Consider the following 19538-nt stretch of genomic DNA (forward strand, 5'->3'; position numbering starts at 1 on the left):
AAAGTGCAGAACCGGAACAGGACTGCAGAACGGGGCAGTAAGAGGAAAGCTAAAGAACATAAGTGATTTTTCAAGTAATATTCGATAGAGGAGGAGATTCTGCAGTGAAAAAGAAAATTAACATTGACGGCGCTCAGAACGTAGAGGTGTCAATCCCAATTCCCAGTGAAAAAACACCGCGGGAGCAGTTGTCTATTATGGAAGCCTATACAGAGGCGCATAGAAACAGTGAGGGACTGGATAAGGCGAGAAGAGAGATTAATTGCCTGAAAGCAATATACCCGGTTCTCTTCCGTTCGATTGAAAGTGATGATCTGCTGGCAGGCAGACTTGATTTTTTGCCCATTGGTTTTGGCAGCGTAACAAGTATCGGAGGCGTAGGCCATTACTGCGTATTCCATAAGCTGAGGGCATTTAAAGAAACGCTGTCGACCGAAGAAGAAAAAGCAAGAGTTGATACGCTTTACGATTACTGGCAGGAACACGATACGAAAGCAATTTACTGTCAGGAGGTATTGACAGAGGATACCGTGGGAAGGTTTATTGATTGCTCCTATCCTCTGATGGCAACAGCCAGGTTGTCGGGTATGATGTTGAATTATAAAAAGCTGATGGAATATGGAGTGGAAGGCTTAAAAGAACTGATCCGTTCAAAAGAACAGAATGAATTCCTGGAATGCAGTTATGAAAGCCTTTGTCTTTTGCAGGAGGTAATGGAACGTCAGATGGAGCTGGTGAGAGAAGCAAGAACCGGTGCAGACCAGTCCCGTTTGAAAGATTTGGAACTAATGGAAAATGATTTGCGGTATATTAAGAAGAACAAACCCCGCACGTTCCACCAGGCTTTGCAGTTGTTTTGGATTTACGCTCTTTGTGCCGGAGTAATTAACTATGGGCGGCTGGATGACGTGCTGGGACCATTTTTACAGCATGATCTGGATCATGGCTTGATTGATGAAGAAGAGTCTTACCGGTATCTGAAATCCTTGTGGAAGATGATTGAGAACAGGCGTACCACGGTTAACGGGCGTATTATAGTAGGCGGTGTAGGTCGGGAACATCCGAAAGAAGCAGATACATTTGCCCGTATCTGTATGAGGGTGTGTAAGGACACTCGTTATGTAGAACCCCAGTTTACCCTGCGCTTTAGCAAGGATACCCCAGAGTACATAATGGATATGGCCTATGATTGTATCGGAAGCGGTGCTACTTACCCGACTTTATACAATGATGATGTGAATGTACCTGCTGTTATGTATTCCATGCGTGTGAATCGGGAGATCGCTGAACAGTACGTTCCATTTGGATGCGGTGAATTTGTCATTCAGGGTAAGAGCGTAGGGACACCGAATATTTTACTGAACCTTTTAAAAATCCTTAATATTACCTTAAACGGCGGAATAGACCCTACGGACGGGAAAAGAAAAAGCGGACCCGTGGAGATTCCGGAATGTTCCCAGTTCAAAACCTATGACGAACTGTTTGATAAATATAAGGAGTTGTTGAATTATTACTTTGATTTAAGCATACAGGCTCAATACCGTTCTTACGAGATCATGAATGAAAAAGTCTCCTTTCTGTTTACTTCCGTTTTAATGGATGATTGTATCAATAGAGGGAAAGCAGGGCTGGATGGAGGAGTGGAAATCCTTGGCGGAACCAATGAAACATACGGTAACATCAATTCCAGCGATTCACTCTGGGCGATTAAAAAGCTGGTGTATATCGATAAAAAATATAGTCTCAGTGAATTGCACCAGGCACAGCTTGCCAATTTTGAAGGATATGAGAGGATTCGAAAAGATTTATTGGATCAGGATAAATACGGCAATGACAAAACGGAATGCGATAATCTCGCAAATGATTTATTTGAATTTGTAGCCAAAGGGATCCGCCAGAAGGGGATTGATTATGGCATGGGATATTTTCTGATTGTTATTTCAAATAACCAGACAAATACAGATTGGGGCCATGGGACATCTGCCAGCCTGGACGGAAGGAAAACAGGTGTTTATTTGAATCCAGCTAATAATCCCCAGGGCGGAGCGGCTAAAAACGGGCCTACCGCCTGCTTGAATTCCCTGGTTAAGTTCCAGGCAAAATATCATGGGGGAAGCGTGCAGAATATCAAATTTACGCCCCGTATGTTCAATAAAGACAGAAAAAAAGTTAAGATGCTGTTTGATACATACTTTAAGAAAGGGGGCTGCCAGCTCATGGTAACGGTGGTGGACTATGGCGTTCTTGAGGATGCACAAAAGAATCCAGAGAATTATCCGGATTTAATTGTACGGGTGGCCGGTTACAGTGCGGTCTTTGTGAATCTGACAAAGGATATCCAGGAAGAATTGCTGAGCAGGGCATTGTATGATTAGAGTGACCAATATTGAACGCTTTGCGACCCATGACGGGCCGGGAATCCGTACCACCGTTTTCTTAAAAGGATGCCCCCTGTACTGTCCATGGTGCGCCAATCCAGAGACACAGACATCTTATCCGGAACTGTTATACAACGAGTCGAAGTGTATCGGGTGCCGTTCATGCGAAAAGGGATGCGGGACTAAGGCTATTACCTTTGATGACAACGGAACGTTCCATTATAACAGGAACTTATGTACCGATTGCCTGGCCTGTGAGAAAAATTGTATGCAGAATGCAATTGAATTTTTTGGAAAAGATATGGAACTGGATTTCATCATGGAAGAAGTGATGAAGGATAAGGATTACTATGATAATTCCGACGGCGGGGGAATCACGGTCAGCGGAGGGGAGCCCTTTGTACAGCTGGAGGGGCTGATCGCCATTCTCAAAGCAAGTAAGGAAAGGGGATTGAATACGGCAGTAGAAACTACAGGGAATTATTCTTTAAAAGCCCTGCAGACTGCGGAACCCTATATCGACCATTTTCTCTACGATTTTAAACATCTGGATGACGAAGTGCTTAAAAGGGTTACAGGAGGAAATGGGAGACAGATTAAAGATAACCTGATATATCTGGTAGAGATGTGTCCAGATAAGTTAACGGTGCGCATGCCGATTATTCCTGGATTCAACTTTGATTCCGCATTAATAAAAAAGACTTTGGAATACTTACAGCAACTGGGAGTTAAACGCGTAAACCTTCTTCCTTATCACACACTTGGAAAAGCGAAATACGAGAAATTGGGAAGAGTTTACCAGATGACTGATAAAATGCTTCATGAAGAAGATTTAGAGGAATATCACCAATATGCATTGAAGATTGGGTTGGAATCCAGAATCGGAGGATAGAAGCAAAAAAACAGGAAGGAACATGATATGAGGTCCTTCCTGTTTTTTAGCATGCTTGGGTGTAGTTACTATACTAAAGTAGAGTATATGTACTAAAGGTGCGTACTTGTTGATGCATTATGTTAATGATAAAATGAGTATAAAAAGTCAATGGAGGTTAAAAGGTATGAAAATAGTTGTTTTAACCGGAAGTCCTCATAAGGATGGTACATCGGCATTAATGGCGGAGAATTTTATGAAAGGAACTGTTGAAGCAGGCCATGAGGTTTTCCGCTTTGATACTGCTTTTAAGAAGATTCACCCCTGTATTGGCTGTGACAAATGTCAGTATGGAAAGAATCCTTGCGTTTTTCGGGATGATATGCTGGAACTTTACCCCAAACTGATAGAAGCTGATCTGGTAGCCTATGTGACACCCCTTTATTATCACAATGTTTCCGCGCAGTTGAAAGCGGCAATAGACCGTTATCATGGGATTAATAACCTTATCCGAGGGACGGGGAAAAAGGCGATTTTGATTGTGACTGCAGCATATCCAGAGGAGTGGGTATTACATGGTATTACTGCAACCTACGAAACTACGCTCAAATACCTTGGCTGGCAGGACTGCGGTAAGATTCTGGCTTACGATTGTCGCCGCCGGTCTGATATTGAGAATACGGATTACCCGAACCAGGCATATGAGCTTGGACGCGGATTATAAGGAGGCATGTGATTATGGCAATTATAGTAGTATGGTCATCCCCTAATAAAAATGGACTTACAGCAGCTGCAAAAGATAGGGTGATTACAGGAATTAAAAACGCAGGTTTTGAAGCAGAAGAAATTCATCTGAATCAAATGAAAATGGAGCATTGCAAAGCCTGTGGAAAAGGCTGGGGAATTTGCAGAACAAAAGGTGAGTGTATTATAAATGATGATTTTGCAGCTGCCTATGAAAAGCTGGTTCAGGCAGACGGCATTGTAATTGTATCAGCCGTTTATTGGCATGACATTACCGAGTGTATGAAAGCATTCTTGGATCGTCTGCGCAGATGTGAGACCGCACACAATAAATATTTAGCAGGCAAAAGATGTCTTCTTGTAGCCTGTGCCGGAGGTACCGGTCTGGGAGCAGTAGAATGCCTGCACAGTATGGAGGAAACTTTGAAGCATATGAGCATGAGGGCTTATGACAGGCTTCCGGTAATTCGCTATAACGAAGGCTATATGCTTCCGACATTAGAGAAGGCCGGAGAAACTTATGCGGTCCGGTTGGCAGAAGGCTTTGATATGCAATATTGATTTATTATTTTAGAATATTGTTAGTGAAATACAATAGGATACAATCAGATAGTGAAAAGTAAACCTTACAAAGTCAAACGGTGGATAACTATGGCAATTTATGACATAAAGTTATGAACACGTAGGTGCGGCATATAATAGAATTAATAAGATCAGCGAGGTAAGCCATGATCATACATGTTGTCCAACCCGGTGATACCATCTATTCAATATCAGATTATCATAACATCCCTGTTGACAGATTAATATTGGAAAACGGATTAACAAACCCTGGCAACCTGGCAGTAGGCCAAACGATTGTGATTGTTCAGCCTGAAACACTTTATACGGTTAAGGCCGGTGATACCTTGGAGAGCATTGCAAAGCAGCATGATACTACGACAATGGAGTTATTAAGAAACAATCCATATCTTTCCGACAGAGAATTTTTGTACGAAGGTGAAACGATAGTTATAAGTTATCAAACGAATAGAACAAGAACAATTACAACTATTGGCTATGCCTTTTCTTATATAGATAAACCTATTTTAATAAAAACACTTCCTTTTTTAACTTTTCTGTCTATATTCAATTATAGGTTTACAACTGAAGGAAAAATTATCTTCAAAGCGGACGATACTGAACTTGTCAATCTAGCTAAAACTTATGGTGTTGCACCCCTGATGTTTGTTTCCACTTTATCGGAAGATGGATTAGTCGCCCCGGAAGTGACCAATCATATTTTAAATGATCCTTCTGTGCAGGATCGTGTTATTGATAACGCTCTTAACATAATGAAAGCGAAAGGTTTTTGTGGTATTAATATATATGCTGAAAACATCACTTATGAGAACTTAAATAGCTTTGCAGAATATTTGAGAAGAGCCTCTGAAAAATTTCATTCAGAGGGTTATAAGATACTGATTACGATTACGCCTATTGCGAATATTGAGGCTCCAAATGTCAGTTTTGAAAAAATAGATTATGGAAAATTAACTGAATCAGTAGATGGAATTATATTCTCATCTTATGATTGGGCATTGTCATATAGCTATCCAAATTCAATATTCCCGGTTAATGTTTTAAGAGAATTGTTAGATTATGCAGTTAGAATTATTCCCCCTGAAAAAATTTTATTCGGAATCACCACTCTAGGTTATGATTGGATACTTCCTTATGTTCCTGGCGTCACAGAAGCCGCTGCTATAAGTTATGATCGTGCGATAGAAATAGCAGCGGAAAATGGTATAACAATACAATTTAATGTAGAAGCACAGTCACCTTATTTCTTCTATACGGATAGTGATGAATCTCTGCATTTAGTATGGTTTAAAGATGCAAGAAGTTTTGACACAAGAGCAGGATTGGTAGAAGAGTATGATCTCCAGGGGTTATCTATTTGGACGATTATGAGATTCAGTACCCAAATGTGGTTTATTATTAATACTCGATATTACATAGAGAGACTTACGGGGATTAACTGTCAATCGTGTGTGTTTGCTTAGTATTATTCGGTACCCAAGGTCGGTACGGTTAAGATGAAAGAATTGTTTCGATGTAAAAAGACGGTAGAACTATTCCCTATCGTCTCTTTTGTGAGAGTAAAATAAGATATTTAAATCAAGATTAAAAAGAGTTAAAAGAAATTGAAACAAAAAGTTTGAAAATAAATTCATCGTCTGTCTCTGATACCGGAATTACTCAAGCAGTAATATCTCTGGACGAAAAACGGATTAAAAAAGAATATCTTCTGGCAAAGGATTTAATTGAGGATATAACCGAAGATATAGATGAAAAAGATATAACCATTGATAACATATGTAAATATCTGAATAATAGGTAATCATTCTTTGCTATTGATATATTCATAAAAACGGCTCTAAGTGCAATTTAAAAAACACCTGGGGCCGCTTTTGCTATACTTTAAAGTAATTATGCATTAGCGTAATCGGCTGCCGGCTGCAATGTACGGAAGTACCTCGCAGCAGATTACGGCATCTTGTTTTGCCACTGGCTTATTATTGATTGTTGTCAGTTTTATAATGCATTATTTGATTTTTCCATTTATAACGGCATATGCCTTTTCATAATCCGTCTTTCTGACAAAAATAATATATTGATATTCCAACTTCAAATTTTCACCAAACGTTCCTGTTCTTGCTCTGGAACCGGCACCAAATAACGATGGGCTTTTTCTATTAATCACATTGATAGAATAAGGGATTTTAAATTGATTCAGTAAATCACGAACTTCTACCTGCTTTTTCATGTCATAAGTGCTGATCAGCTCTTTTCGATTGAATATTGTAATCATCTTATTCCTTCTTTCTTTTTTATACCATATTACTCTTAAGAACGCTAACTATCAATATAAAAATTCCAATGTACTCTATTGTCCTTTCATTCAATTCTTTGATTCATGGATAAGCAAACTCCAGTTACTCTAAGACGCAAACATAAAATATCGACGCATTGCCAACAATATATAGCAGGCCGGCACCAGGGGAAGTCATCATTGAATCTTGGTGTTACTGATCATTCAGGGTAAAATTGCCAAAAAAGTGAGGAATACGATATTTTATTTGGGGTATTTGATGTAAAAAACACAGCACAAGGATGACCTTTACATTAAAATTACTATCCTATATTATAAAATTAACTAGTGGTTATTAAAAGAATGGAGTTAAGCTATGTTTCAAATCGGAAAGCGCGAAATCGAACTTCTATATTTGGTAAATTCATCGAAGGATGGGTTTATTTACAGAGAGTTAATTGAGAGATTTGGATATACGGAACGTTCTTTTAAATATGCAGTCGACTTAATCAATAGTTTTCTGAAAGAAAACTCCCAACAGGCCTGTTTCGTACTTGGCAACAAGAGATGCTATCTAAAAAATGCCCCTCTATCCATGAAGTTTACTATGGATCATATTACAAAAGAACAGTATTACCTTTCGAAGGAAGACCGCTGTGAAACTATTTTCTTCCGGTATCTTGCTGATTTACACTATACAATTGATGAAATTACAGACTATTTGGCTGTGAGTAAATCTACGGTAAAGAAATCCCTTGCAGTAGTTAAGGAAGAATGCGGGAAATACGGTCTGGAACTTGTAAACCATAAGAGAATGGGGATTGAGTTAAATGGAAGTGAAACGGTAATCCGTTCAGCACTCATGGATATTCTTTATAAATACTGCGGCCTGTCAAATCAGGACAGTAAACACAGGAAGCTTGCAATCCGCAACTGCAATCCTTATTTAAGAGAATGGATCGAAGCGGTTTTTAACCAGTATCAATCAGAACAGAAAGCGGAGGTTTTACTATCCTCTATATGGGAATATTTGCCGGTGATTCAGAATGATGAAATTTATATACTGGCAGTTCTGAACCTGATTCTGGTATTTTACAGAACAGGAAGCGGGTATTACGTTTCAGCAGATGCAAAGGAATACGTAGGATTGGAAGGGAGAAAGCTGGCAGAAGTCATCAGCAGTTCCTGTGAGAAACATTTAAAGATCAAACTGCCCTGTGAAGAATTTTTTAAATTTGTCATTGTTTTAAACAAAGGTTATTCCATAGAAAGCAATGAAAAAGACCAATATCTGCTAATTGGAAGTATGATCTGGATCCATCGTCTGGTTTCTGATTTGCTGCAGAAATACACAAACCAGTCTTTTGGGTCACTGATAAATGAATACAGCTTAAACGAAGCATTGGATATGCTCTACAACCATTTCTATGCAGCGGTGGAGAGAGTAAGGAGAAACATTTATATTCAGAATCCAATTCTTCAGGACATAAAAGAAGAATACGGGGAGGCATTTCATGATGTTGAGAGCAGTTTAGAAGGGCTTGAAAATTATCTGGAAAAGAAATTTTCACAAGATGATATCGGATATTTCACCTTGTTGATAGAGAATATCATTTCCCAGGTCCACAAACAGAAGAAACGGGTCCGCAGGATTGTTCTTATCTGTGGTTTGGGCTTTGGAACCGCCCAAATGGTGAAAAATAAAATCATGCAGAAGTTTGATGTGTTGATCGAAGATGTAATTCCTTATTATAGGCTGGACACTTATGCGGATAATAAGAATATCGATTTATTCGTATCAACTGTCCCTGTAAAGATAAATACAGTCAGCAATGTGGTGGAGGTGAATCCGCTGCTTACAGAGCAGGATGCAGAAGCTTTGATAAAAGCAGGAATGGTCCGCGTGGGCAATGATTTATCCACGCTGATGCAGTTAATAGAGCAGAATGCAGTGATAACCAATCGTCCCCGTTTAGAAAAAGCACTAAAGGAATTAAATGGAATCAGAGATTTGAAACATTCTAAATATGAGATTTTATTAAAGTATCTGCCAGAATGCAGGATCCTTGTCAATCAAACTTATAAAAACTGGCAGGAAGCCATTGATGCGGCTGGCGGTCTTCTGGTAGGGACGGATTGTGTTTTGCAGTCTTATGTGGAAGATATGATCAATAATATCAAAGAGTTCGGTTCTTATATCACCATAGGCAATGGAATTGCCCTGCCTCACGCCAGAAATAAGAATAATGTGAAAAAGACCGCATTCAGCCTGATTACACTAAAAAAGCCGGTAGTATTTGATAATGGGAAAGAGATTGATACGGTTATCAGTTTCTGTAATGTTGCAGGCAATGATTATACAACAGCACTGACGGCTCTCATGGAATTAAGCGAGAACCAGTCCTTCCTGGACTATAAAAAAAAGGTGGAAACACCAAGCCAGCTATTGGATTATATAAAAAAATTAAAGTAGGTGAATGAAATGAGTATTATCAATGAAAAATGTATAGCATTAAGGCTTGATGCCTCTGACGCACAGGAGGGGATTATAAAAGCCGGGCAGGTGCTTCTTCATCAGGGGTATATCAGGAAAGAGTATATTGATGCGATGCTGAAAAACTTCGAAAAGAACGGCCCTTATTTTGCCATTGCACCTGGTTTTGCAATGCCTCATGCAAGGCCGGAGGATGGAGTCATTCAATCCGGAATATCCTTAATTACCCTTGAAAATCCGGTTTCTTTTGGAAGCAGCAACGATCCGGTGAAGCTGATTATGGCACTTGCAACCAGCAGCGATGATGAACATCTTGAGTTTATGACGAAAATAGCCGGACTTTTAGGAAAGGAACATGTGATAGACAGGTTGTATCAGTGCGTGACAGCTGATGAGGTCATGTCAATCATAAACAATAATTAAGCAAAGGAGACGAAAATGATGAAAGTATTAGCAGTTTGTGGATTGGGTATGGGGTCCTCTCTTATCCTTCGGATGAATATTGAGGATGTGTTTAAGGCAGAGGGAGTGAAAGCGGAGGTGGAACACAGCGATGCTTCTGCAGCAAGCGGCGAAGCGTGTGATTTCATTGTTACAACAAAAGAAATTGCACAGTCACTTCAAAATCCAAGGGGAAAAGTAATTATTCTTGAAAATTTTATCGACAAAGAAGAAATTAAAAGAGTGTTAAAGGAGAACCATGTTTTCTAATTACAAACGGAGGAGGTTTAGGTATGGCAGTAGTAAATTGGATTGCAACTAATATTTTTGGGAATGCCGGCTTTTTATTAGGAATTATCGTTATGTTGGGGTTGATTCTCCAAAAGAAGTCATTCAGCCAGACGGTTCAGGGAACGATTAAAGCGATTATCGGTTTTCAGATTATCGGAATTGGTTCAGGAATTGTGGTTTCCTCTCTGAACGTTTTCCAGCCTATGTGGGCTGAGGTGTTTGGACTGGAAGCACAGAGTCTTGGCAAATATATGGGACAGAATGATTTTGTTCAAAGATTCGGTACCGTAGTTACCCTTTCAATGACATTTGGATTTCTGATCAATGTACTTCTGGCACGGATTACAAAATTTAAGTATATCTATTTAACTGGTCATATGATGTTCTGGACTTCTCTTATTTTTGCAGGAATCATTTTTGATCAGAATATCAATGCAAATACATTTGCAGTAACTGTATTTTTATCAATTGTATTGGGCGTTTACTGGACATTACAGCCTGCTTTGACACAGCCTTTCTTAAGAAAAATCACGGGAAATGACAGTGTGGCACTGGGACATACATCAGCTTCTGTTGCATTTTTAGGTGCAGTGGCAGGCAAATTTGTGGGAAATAAGGACAAGAGCACAGAAGACCTGGTTATCTCTGATAAATGGGGATTTTTAAGGGATTCCAACATTGTTACCGGAATTACGATGGCAGTTTTGTTCATCATTGGTACCATCCTTCTTATGATCAAAAATACAGAGGGTGCCAGAGAAATTCTTGTAACCTCAGGAGATACAAGCTTTATCATATACTCCATATTAACCAGTTTACAATTTGCAGGCGGTATTGCGGTGGTACTTTTCGGAGTCCGCATGTTTATTGGTGAAATGGTACCTGCTTTTAAGGGAATTGCTACGAAAATCGTTCCAGGTGCAATACCTGCCCTTGATGCACCCATTGTTTATCCCTATGCGCCCAATGCGGTTATTATCGGATTCCTTGGAGCATTTGTGGCAAGCTTAATCTGGCTTGTAGTTTTAGGAAATACCGTAGGTTATGTGTTTGTTCCCACTATGATTGCTATTTTCTTCCATGCTGGAACAGCAGGAGTTTTTGGCAATAAAACAGGTGGAATCAGAGGAGCACTGTTTGCAGGTGTTATTACGGCAACAATCATTGCAATCGGCCAGTATGTCATGGTTACGTTCCTGGCACCAACGACTGTTCCAGATGTAGTTATGTGGGCTGCTGATTCCGATATGTTTATCATTGGGCCGATTATCCGGTTCATTGCCGGCTTCTTATTCTAAAAAAATATGATTTTACCTGCATAGCCGGAGTTTTTCAAAAAACTTACGGCTATGCTTTCCCGTAGAATTCACGGACAGACAGGAGGATTTATCATGAGTTTTGTCAGAACGATTTTCGGTGATATTTCACCGGTGGAAATGGGAATTACCTATTCCCATGAACATTTGTTATGCGTACCGCCTTATTGGAAGGAGAGAAATGCAGATGACCTGCTTCTTGATGATCCTGAAAAAACAAAAGGGGATATGCAGGATTTTAAAGAATTAGGCGGCCGTACAATAGTGGATGCCACCGCCATTGATTATGGAAGAAATGTTTCCGGAGTTGCAGAACTGGCGAAAGAGCTGGATATTCAAATCATTGCAACCGCAGGGTTTAACAAGTCCTTTTTATGGGCTGCAAAGCTGCCGGAGCATTTAATTCCTATTGTAGGAAATTATCATACTTATCAGGAGTGGATGGAACAGGCAACCGTTGATCAGCTAACGGATCACGTAATCCGTGAAGTCGAAGTAGGGTTGGAAGGAACCCCTTATAAAGCAGGGCAGGTAAAAACCGGTACGGGCTATAACAGCATTAATCCCTTAGAGGTCAAGACCATTGTTGCGATCGCAGCAGCCCATCATGAGACCAAGGCCCCTGTTCATCTTCATACAGAAGCAGGAACCATGGCGCTGGAGCAGATTGAGATTCTGGAGAGGGAAAAGGTGGACATCAGCCGCGTTTCCTTTGGGCATATGGACCGGAACCTGGATTTATATTATTATGAGAAGATTTTGTCCCACGGAGGATTTTTAAGCTTTGACGGACTTGGGAAAATAAAATATGCACCGGAGTCTGCAAGGATTCATGTAATTTTGGAGCTGTGTAAAAGAGGATATGAAGATCACCTTTTGATCAGCCATGATCTTGCCAGAAAATCCTATTACAGGAATTACAGCTACGGAATCGGTTTGAAATTTATATTAGACAAGTGGATTCCCAGATTCATAGAGGAAGCAGATGCATCAGGCTTAGATGGAAGGACTTTGGCAGATAAATTCCTGGCAGACAACCCCAAACGATGCTTTTCCTTTCGATAGGAGGGGAGAAAATGAACAATAAAATGAATGAACTGGATGGGGTATCAATCAGAGACTTAATTCCAACCCATGATATCGCACTGCTCCCCTTAGGAACTGTGGAAGTCCATGGCCCACACCTGCCCATAGGTACGGATTCCTTTCTTGCTGAAAAGCTGTGTGAAAAGCTTTCTGAGCGGGTTCCTTCCCTGATTCTTCCTGTGATTCATTACACCCAGGTTTGGAGTCTGGGAGAAATGAAAGGATCCGTCAGTATCAGCAATGAGCTGTTAACACAGCTGCTCTGTGAAATCCTGTTGGAAACAGAACGTAATGGATTCCGTATGGCTGTTGTGATCAATACCCATCTGGGAAATAACGGTGCCATAAAAGAGGCAGCCAGGAAGGCTTTGAAAGAAAGACCGGACTTTAAGATCCTGTATTTCACCTACCCCGGCGCAGGAGAAATTCTGGGAGAAGTGATGGGAGCAGGCAATTTTCACGGCGGATTTTTCCATGCAGATGAAATTGAAACTTCTTATATGCTGTATCTGTGCAAGGAACATGTGGACATGTCTAAAGCTGTCAATGAAACCCCGCTGGTACCTGAGCTCATAGACGTAACGCCTATCCGGTGGAGTGAATTTACTGAGACCGCGGTTATGGGGAATGCAAAAGATGCAACAGAGGAGAAAGGCCGTAAAGTCATCGAATATGTTTTGGACCGAATGGTTTCTCTCATCGAAAAAGCAAAGGAGAGGTGATTCATGAACGGTATTAAGACTTATTTTAATAACATTGAACGGATTCTGGATTCCGTACAGGAAAGCCAGGGAGAGGCTATGGAAGCCGCTGCAAAGTGCCTTGCAGATGCAATCGGGCAAAAGCGTTCCATCTATGTGTTTGGCTGCTCCCATGGAGCTATTCTATCAGAGGAAATGTTTTACCGTGCCGGAGGCCTGGCAGTGATCAATCCTCTGTTTAATCCATCTCTTATGCTCAATGTCCGCCCGGTTACTCTGACAAGCAGATTTGAAAGGCTGGAAGGCCAGTCAAAGGCTCTTCTTGAAGAGTCCAGTGCAAAAGATGGAGATGTGATTCTCATTCATTCAGTTTCCGGAAGGAATGCAGGAATTGTGGAAATGGCTCTGGAAGCCAAAGCCATGAATATGACCGTCATCGGAATTACCAATCTGGCATATTCTGAGAAGAACACTTCCCGCCACAGCAGCGGAAAAAGACTTTTTGAACTGTGTGACATCTGCATAGACAATGGGGGAGAGTTTGGGGACGGCTGTGTTGAAATCAAAGGAATCCACGAAAAGGCAGGAGCCACATCCACGGTAATCGGAGCATCCATTGTCAATGGCATTTCCGTCAGGGCTGCTGAAATTCTGGCTGAAAGAGGAATTCAGCCGCCTGTCCTTCACAGTGCAAATGCGGATGGGGGAGACGAGATCAACAATAAGATTTTTGAAGAATACAAAGACTGTATCCATTATTTATAAAGGGAGTAATTTAAGATAAAGAGAACTGCTGCGGGTTGATTTGTTTATGCCTGCAGCAGTTTTTATTGGGAAAATAGAAAGAAAAACGATTATTTGACGTTTGTTAAAAAAACATGATATAATATGAAAAGCTGACAGAAACTATATCTGATGCATATTATAGAGCGGCGAGGAAGACGGAAATGAATCAGAACCGGGGAATTAACCAGGACGTGACACAGGAGATGAATCGGTCTCTCCTTTTGAAAAGTTTAAGAAGAGAAGGCGTATGCTCCAGAGCGCATCTTGCAGCACTTACGGGGCTTAAACAGGCGACTGTGACTAACATCATGAAAGATTTCTTAAACTGGGGAATCGTTAAGGAGGTTGGTTTCTTAAATGGCAGCAAAGGGCGCCGGTCGATTGGAGTGTCCATCAATCCTGACGGCTACCGTGTCATCGGCGTGCGGCTTGCGAGAAAGCATTACAGCGTGGGACTATTTGATTTGACAGGCAAGCAGATTGTGAAAGAGCGCGTGGATTTTGAGCCGGATGAGCAGCCCGGTGCGGAAGAAATCTTAAATCAGATTGTGGGGCGGATGCGCCTGTTGATTCAGCAGTATGGAAAGGACTCTGTGCTGGCCGCGGGGCTTGCAGTGCCAGGACCATTTATAGCGAAAAAAAGCCGTATTGCGTTAATAACGGGTGCGGATATATGGAAAGATATCGAGTTGAAGGCGTTTTTTGACCGGGAGATGGATATCCCGGTGTTCCTGGAACACAACGCCAATGCCGGAGCCTATGCCCATATGTGGGATTTGAAGGAGGCCTATCATGATGACATTCTTGTTTACATTGCCGCCGGTCAGGGGATTGGCGCAGGAATTGTGATGAATGGCAGAATCTACGAAGGGGCGCTGGGGACGGCAGGTGAGATTGGACATATGACGATAGACAGAAATGGGAAACCATGTGCCTGCGGAAACAGGGGCTGCCTGGAACGCTATGCCTCTTCACTGGAACTTGTAAAAGCGGTGTATGGGGAGCGTGCCGGTATGGAAGGCTGTAATTTTGAGGATTTGGAGCAGCAGATCAGAAACGGTGATACAACCGATACAGAGCATTACCGCAGGGCATGCGAGAGCCTTGGCATCGGGATCATAAACATTATCAATGTGATTAACCCGGACCGGATTATTATCGGTGATGATATGGCACGTCCGAATCCGGAATTAATGGAACAGACTGTGCGGGAGACGGTGCAAAAGGGAATCTTGCCGGATGTCTGGGACGAGCTTACGCTTTCCATCAGTGCATACCAGGGGGATCCCATCCTGACCGGTGCGGCGATCGTGGCGATTGACAGGGTCTTTGACAGTCCGGGACAGTTTATATAGAACTGAATATTGAATTATGCTGAAGCAGCATTAAGGTCATGGAACGTTTGCGCGAAAGATGACTTTGGTGCTGTTTTTTTGTTTGCCGATTCAGAAAGAAAAGATATGAAAATACAAATAACCTATTGACAATTTTGCAAAAAATGTTATTGTTTAATAGGATATATTAATTAAATGAATTAATACATAAAATGAAAATAATATTAAGGCCAATGAAAGGGGAAAGAAAATGAAATTTTTTGTTGACACAGCAAAGGTAGAGGATATCAAAAAGGTAAATGATATGGGGATTATCTGCGGGGTAACGACGAACCCGTCACTGATTGCAAAGGAAGGCAGAGATTTTGTGGAAGTAATCAAGGAGATCACTTCAATTGTAGACGGACCAATCAGCGGGGAAGTAAAAGCTACGACGACAGATGCCAAAGGAATGATCGAAGAAGGGCGCGAAATTGCGGCAATCCATCCCAACATGGTTGTTAAAATTCCAATGACTGTCGAAGGCTTAAAAGCGGTGAAGGTTTTGACTGCAGAGGGAATCAAAACCAATGTGACTCTGATTTTCAGTGCGAACCAGGCACTTTTAGCAGCACGCGCGGGTGCTACTTATGTATCCCCATTTCTGGGGCGTCTCGATGATATCTCTCAGCCAGGAATGGACTTAATCAGAATGATTGCTGATATATTCCGTATCTCAGGGATTGAAACGGAGATCATTGCCGCCAGTGTGAGGAATCCGATTCATGTGATTGACTGTGCACTTGCAGGGGCGGATATCGCCACGGTTCCATACGGTGTATTGGAGCAGATGACAAAACATCCGCTGACTGATCAGGGAATTGAAAAATTCCAGGCGGATTATCGTGCTGTCTTTGGAGAGTAAGCTGGGAGGAGAGAGAAGATGGGGAATTATCTGGAATTAGAAAAAGTGGCAAATGAAATCCGCAAAGGGATTGTGACGGCAGTACATAGCGCAAAATCCGGTCACCCCGGCGGCTCGCTGTCAGCAGCAGATCTATTCACCTGGCTCTATTTCAGGGAGATGAATATTGACCCGGAATATCCGGCAAAAGAAGACCGGGACCGGTTTGTTCTTTCCAAAGGTCATGTGGCGCCGGGATATTATTCAACCTTAGCAAACCGGGGATTTTTTCCGGTGGAGGATTTAAAGACCCTGCGCCATACCGGCTCCTATTTACAGGGGCATCCGGACAGAAAGCATATTCCGGGTGTGGATATGTCCAGCGGCTCTTTGGGACAGGGGATCTCTGCAGCAGTGGGGATGGCGCTTTCTGCAAAACTCAGCAAAGAACCTTTCCGCGTGTATACGCTCCTTGGCGATGGTGAGATAGAAGAGGGCCAGGTCTGGGAGGCAGCAATGTTTGCCGGCCATAGAAAGCTGGATAATCTAGTGGTTATTATTGATAATAACGGGCTTCAGATTGATGGCCCCATAGATGATGTCTGCTCTCCCTATCCGATTGATAAAAAGTTTGAGGCGTTTAATTTCCATGTCATCAATATTGACGGGCATGATTTTGCACAGATCGAATGCGCGTTTGAGGAAGCAAAGCAGACGAAAGGGATGCCGACAGCCATTGTTGCAAAAACCATAAAAGGCAAGGGCGTTTCATTCATGGAGGGCTCTGTGGCATGGCATGGGACGGCGCCCGATGACGCTCAATATGAAATTGCGATGGCAGATTTGGAGAAAGCAGGTGAAGCGCTATGCCGGAGATAAAGGAAATGACTGCAAAGAAGATTGCCACCAGGGAAAGCTATGGCAATGCCCTGGTGGAACTGGGACAGATAAATGACAAAATCATCGTATTGGATGCAGACCTGGCGGCAGCGACAAAGACCGGAGTCTTTAAAAAGGCATTTCCGGAGCGCCATGTGGACTGCGGGATTGCAGAATGCAATATGATGGGAATTGCCGCCGGTCTTGCTGCTGCCGGCAAGATACCGTTTGCAAGTACCTTTGCCATGTTTGCAGCAGGCAGGGCCTTTGAACAGGTCAGGAATTCCATCGGTTATCCGCACCTGAATGTGAAAATCGGGGCTACCCATGCAGGTATCTCTGTCGGTGAGGATGGCGCCACCCATCAGTGCAACGAGGACATTGCCCTTATGAGGACAATCCCTGGGATGGTTGTGCTCTGCCCATCAGATGACATAGAGGCGAAAGCAGCGGTAAGGGCAGCAGTGGAACATGATGGACCGGTTTATATGCGGTTTGGACGTCTGGCAGTTCCTGTCATTAACGACACGCCGGATTACACGTTTGAACTGGGAAAGGGCATTGTGCTGCGAGAGGGAACGGATGTGACCCTGATTGCCACCGGGCTTGAAGTGTCGGAAACCCTTGCCGCAGCAAAAAGGCTGGAATCCGATGGGATCTCTGCAAGAGTCATCAATATCCATACCATCAAGCCGTTAGATGAGGAGCTTGTCTGCAGGGCGGCGAAGGAGACCGGGAAGCTTGTTACGATTGAAGAGCATTCAGTTATCGGCGGACTGGGAAGCGCTGTCTGTGATGCTGTGTGCAAAGAGTACCCGGTGCCGGTGAAGAAAATAGGAATTCAGGATGTGTTCGGAGAGTCTGGACCAGCAAAGGAATTATTGCAGAAATATCAGTTGGATGAGATGGGAATATACCGGCAGGTGCTGGAATTTGTCAAAGGAATTTAAAAATAAAAGCGGAAGAGAAACCGGAAGGTTTCTCTTTCGCTTTTAAAATTCACTTGCACGTATTATTGAGATACGACTTATAGAGGGATATCATCGCTTCATTTGGTACAAAGGCAGAACCAAATCCGTCCACGTTGGAACGCAAGCCGCTTAGCGCATTTTCCCTATTCTCCATTATCCTCTGCAGCTCCTGCATTTCCTGCGGGAAGATCAGGGAATTCCCAAAACGTTTGTTTGAGAGCAAAACGTTTGTTTCGCCATACATACAGAAAAAGTTTTCACCAAAATCGTTAACTAAATCCGTTTCGGCACAGTCTGTATTGTATTCGATTCCGACCTCACCGCCGACGAACAGATTATGATGAATCTGATTACGGGCACTGCGCTGTACAACCATCTGCACGGGATTATCGATAAAGGTATTATTGCGGAAAATGCAATCCTCAGTCCGTCCAAGATCTGCATCATAACCGCCAAAAGCCAGCCCGCAATATCCCTGACAGTTTGCTATGATGTTATCGTGCACCTCTACACCCGATACGTGAAACAATGGATTGTCCTTGGGGCTATGTTCCGTTGCAACCTCAATGCCAATGTCGCAGCTGAAGATGAAGTTATTGTAAATTTCGATGTTCTGGCCCCCATCCACATAGATGCCTCCGGCACAGAGGCTGTAACCCGTACCTTCCAGATAGGCATTATTTCCAAGAGTGCTGATTGCATAAACCACATTACCGTAGCACTTGCCGTTACGGGCATAATCCACATCATAGGGATTGCCTTTATAGTCATCTCTGTGTTTGGCAGTACCCTCAAATCCGATCATGTCGATGCCGATATTATTGTTATTGTGAATCTGATTATTGCGGATTGTGAAGCCGTCTATGTTGCCGTTGAAAACAGTGGACTCGCTGGAATCGCAGCGGCAGTCAAAAACCTCGCAGTTTTCCATCGTGATGTTTTTGACCGGCGCCTTGTAGTTGGCGGCATAAACACAGATTCCGTGGGTGCCGTTTATGTCATGGACTACGCAATTTTGAATGATGATATTTTCAAGTGCTTTTTCCCCCTGATCCGGTGTACTTTCATAATAGATCCCATGGGTGCCCCCTACAACCTCCAGGCCGGAAATTACGAAATTGTCAACGTTTATCAAATGAATGCCAATATCGTTCGTGCTCTGAATGACAGGTTTCTCTCCTTCGGCTGCGCGGATGGTTACCGGAGCCATCTCTGTCCCCGAACACTGGGCATTCACCTCGAACGGTTGATACGTACCTGCGTGGATGGAAATAGTCATGCCGGGCTTTACGGCTGCAAGCGCGTCTGGAATGGTAGTAAAAGGGTGCGTATCACTGCCGTCGGCGGTTTTATCATCGCCATTGGTTGAAACGTGCAGCACATTATCTGCAGGAACAATCCTTGACGATGCATAGGGGGTGCCTACTGCGGGATCACATCCAATTAGACATATACCGCAGAAAACCGAAATTACAATATTTTTTACATATCTCATAGATATTATCTTAC

19 protein-coding genes are annotated in these 19538 nt (G+C 42.5%); 17 read left to right on the plus strand and 2 right to left on the minus strand.

The features are described from left to right. Positions 1 to 104: 104 nt before the first annotated feature. From BMW45_RS19520 to BMW45_RS19545, 6 genes are all read left to right on the plus strand, one after another. Positions 105 to 2375: a pyruvate formate lyase family protein gene (locus BMW45_RS19520; protein WP_092247890.1), complete on the plus strand. Its 2271-nt coding sequence runs from the start codon at positions 105 to 107 to the stop codon at positions 2373 to 2375. After that, positions 2368 to 3270 (plus strand): glycyl-radical enzyme activating protein, encoded by a 903-nt coding sequence (locus BMW45_RS19525; RefSeq protein WP_092247893.1) that lies wholly within the window; start codon positions 2368 to 2370, stop codon positions 3268 to 3270. The genes BMW45_RS19520 and BMW45_RS19525 overlap by 8 nt, the downstream gene beginning before the upstream one ends. A gap of 166 nt (positions 3271 to 3436) precedes the next feature. Further along, the gene (locus tag BMW45_RS19530) at positions 3437 to 3973 is read left to right on the plus strand and encodes a flavodoxin family protein (protein WP_092247896.1); all 537 of its coding nucleotides are present in this window, start codon (positions 3437 to 3439) and stop codon (positions 3971 to 3973) included. A gap of 14 nt (positions 3974 to 3987) precedes the next feature. Further along, a complete protein-coding gene (locus BMW45_RS19535) occupies positions 3988 to 4554 on the plus strand; it encodes a flavodoxin family protein (protein WP_092247899.1) in 567 nt (188 codons plus the stop codon). Between the two features lie 167 nt (positions 4555 to 4721). Continuing rightward, complete coding sequence (locus BMW45_RS19540; RefSeq protein ID WP_092247902.1) at positions 4722 to 6038, plus strand: LysM peptidoglycan-binding domain-containing protein; 1317 nt, start codon at positions 4722 to 4724, stop codon at positions 6036 to 6038. 155 nt (positions 6039 to 6193) lie between these two features. Further along, a complete protein-coding gene (locus BMW45_RS19545) occupies positions 6194 to 6376 on the plus strand; it encodes a hypothetical protein (RefSeq protein ID WP_092247905.1) in 183 nt (60 codons plus the stop codon). Positions 6377 to 6580: 204 nt separating this feature from the next. Here the strand turns inward: BMW45_RS19545 and BMW45_RS19550 are convergent, their stop codons facing one another. Further along, positions 6581 to 6847 (minus strand): hypothetical protein, encoded by a 267-nt coding sequence (locus tag BMW45_RS19550; RefSeq protein WP_092247909.1) that lies wholly within the window; start codon positions 6845 to 6847, stop codon positions 6581 to 6583. 376 nt (positions 6848 to 7223) lie between these two features. Here BMW45_RS19550 and BMW45_RS19555 point away from each other — a divergent pair, with 376 nt between their 5' ends. From BMW45_RS19555 to BMW45_RS19605, 11 genes are all read left to right on the plus strand, one after another. After that, positions 7224 to 9320 (plus strand): BglG family transcription antiterminator, encoded by a 2097-nt coding sequence (locus BMW45_RS19555; protein ID WP_092247912.1) that lies wholly within the window; start codon positions 7224 to 7226, stop codon positions 9318 to 9320. Between the two features lie 9 nt (positions 9321 to 9329). Then, positions 9330 to 9764, plus strand: coding sequence for a PTS sugar transporter subunit IIA (locus BMW45_RS19560; RefSeq protein WP_092247915.1), 435 nt, complete (start codon positions 9330 to 9332; stop codon positions 9762 to 9764). A gap of 15 nt (positions 9765 to 9779) precedes the next feature. Beyond that, positions 9780 to 10052 carry a PTS sugar transporter subunit IIB gene (locus tag BMW45_RS19565; RefSeq protein WP_242883172.1) on the plus strand — a complete coding sequence of 91 codons (273 nt, stop codon included), beginning with the start codon at positions 9780 to 9782 and terminating at the stop codon, positions 10050 to 10052. 23 nt (positions 10053 to 10075) lie between these two features. Then, positions 10076 to 11371, plus strand: a complete 1296-nt coding sequence (locus BMW45_RS19570) for a PTS ascorbate transporter subunit IIC (RefSeq protein ID WP_025232264.1) — start codon at positions 10076 to 10078, stop codon at positions 11369 to 11371. Positions 11372 to 11464: 93 nt separating this feature from the next. Then, positions 11465 to 12454 (plus strand): phosphotriesterase family protein, encoded by a 990-nt coding sequence (locus tag BMW45_RS19575; protein ID WP_092247922.1) that lies wholly within the window; start codon positions 11465 to 11467, stop codon positions 12452 to 12454. A gap of 11 nt (positions 12455 to 12465) precedes the next feature. After that, positions 12466 to 13197, plus strand: coding sequence for a creatininase family protein (locus BMW45_RS19580; protein WP_207649112.1), 732 nt, complete (start codon positions 12466 to 12468; stop codon positions 13195 to 13197). A gap of 3 nt (positions 13198 to 13200) precedes the next feature. Continuing rightward, positions 13201 to 13941 (plus strand): sugar isomerase domain-containing protein, encoded by a 741-nt coding sequence (locus tag BMW45_RS19585; protein ID WP_092247925.1) that lies wholly within the window; start codon positions 13201 to 13203, stop codon positions 13939 to 13941. A 182-nt stretch (positions 13942 to 14123) separates the two neighbouring features. Then, positions 14124 to 15317 carry an ROK family protein gene (locus BMW45_RS19590; RefSeq protein ID WP_092247927.1) on the plus strand — a complete coding sequence of 398 codons (1194 nt, stop codon included), beginning with the start codon at positions 14124 to 14126 and terminating at the stop codon, positions 15315 to 15317. Positions 15318 to 15546: 229 nt separating this feature from the next. Then, positions 15547 to 16200, plus strand: coding sequence for a fructose-6-phosphate aldolase (gene fsa / locus BMW45_RS19595; RefSeq protein WP_092247930.1), 654 nt, complete (start codon positions 15547 to 15549; stop codon positions 16198 to 16200). Positions 16201 to 16218: 18 nt separating this feature from the next. Next, entirely contained in the window at positions 16219 to 17058 is an 840-nt protein-coding gene (locus BMW45_RS19600; protein WP_092247932.1) for a transketolase, read from the plus strand. Then, positions 17046 to 18008 carry a transketolase family protein gene (locus BMW45_RS19605; RefSeq protein WP_207649113.1) on the plus strand — a complete coding sequence of 321 codons (963 nt, stop codon included), beginning with the start codon at positions 17046 to 17048 and terminating at the stop codon, positions 18006 to 18008. Before BMW45_RS19600 ends, BMW45_RS19605 begins: the two co-directional genes overlap by 13 nt. 49 nt (positions 18009 to 18057) lie before the next feature. Here BMW45_RS19605 and BMW45_RS19610 read toward each other — a convergent pair whose 3' ends face one another. Next, positions 18058 to 19524: a NosD domain-containing protein gene (locus BMW45_RS19610; protein WP_166433427.1), complete on the minus strand. Its 1467-nt coding sequence runs from the start codon at positions 19522 to 19524 to the stop codon at positions 18058 to 18060. Positions 19525 to 19538: the final 14 nt, after the last annotated feature.

Source organism: Lacrimispora sphenoides (assembly GCF_900105215.1).
Classification (GTDB): Bacteria; Bacillota; Clostridia; order Lachnospirales; family Lachnospiraceae; genus Lacrimispora; species Lacrimispora sphenoides_A.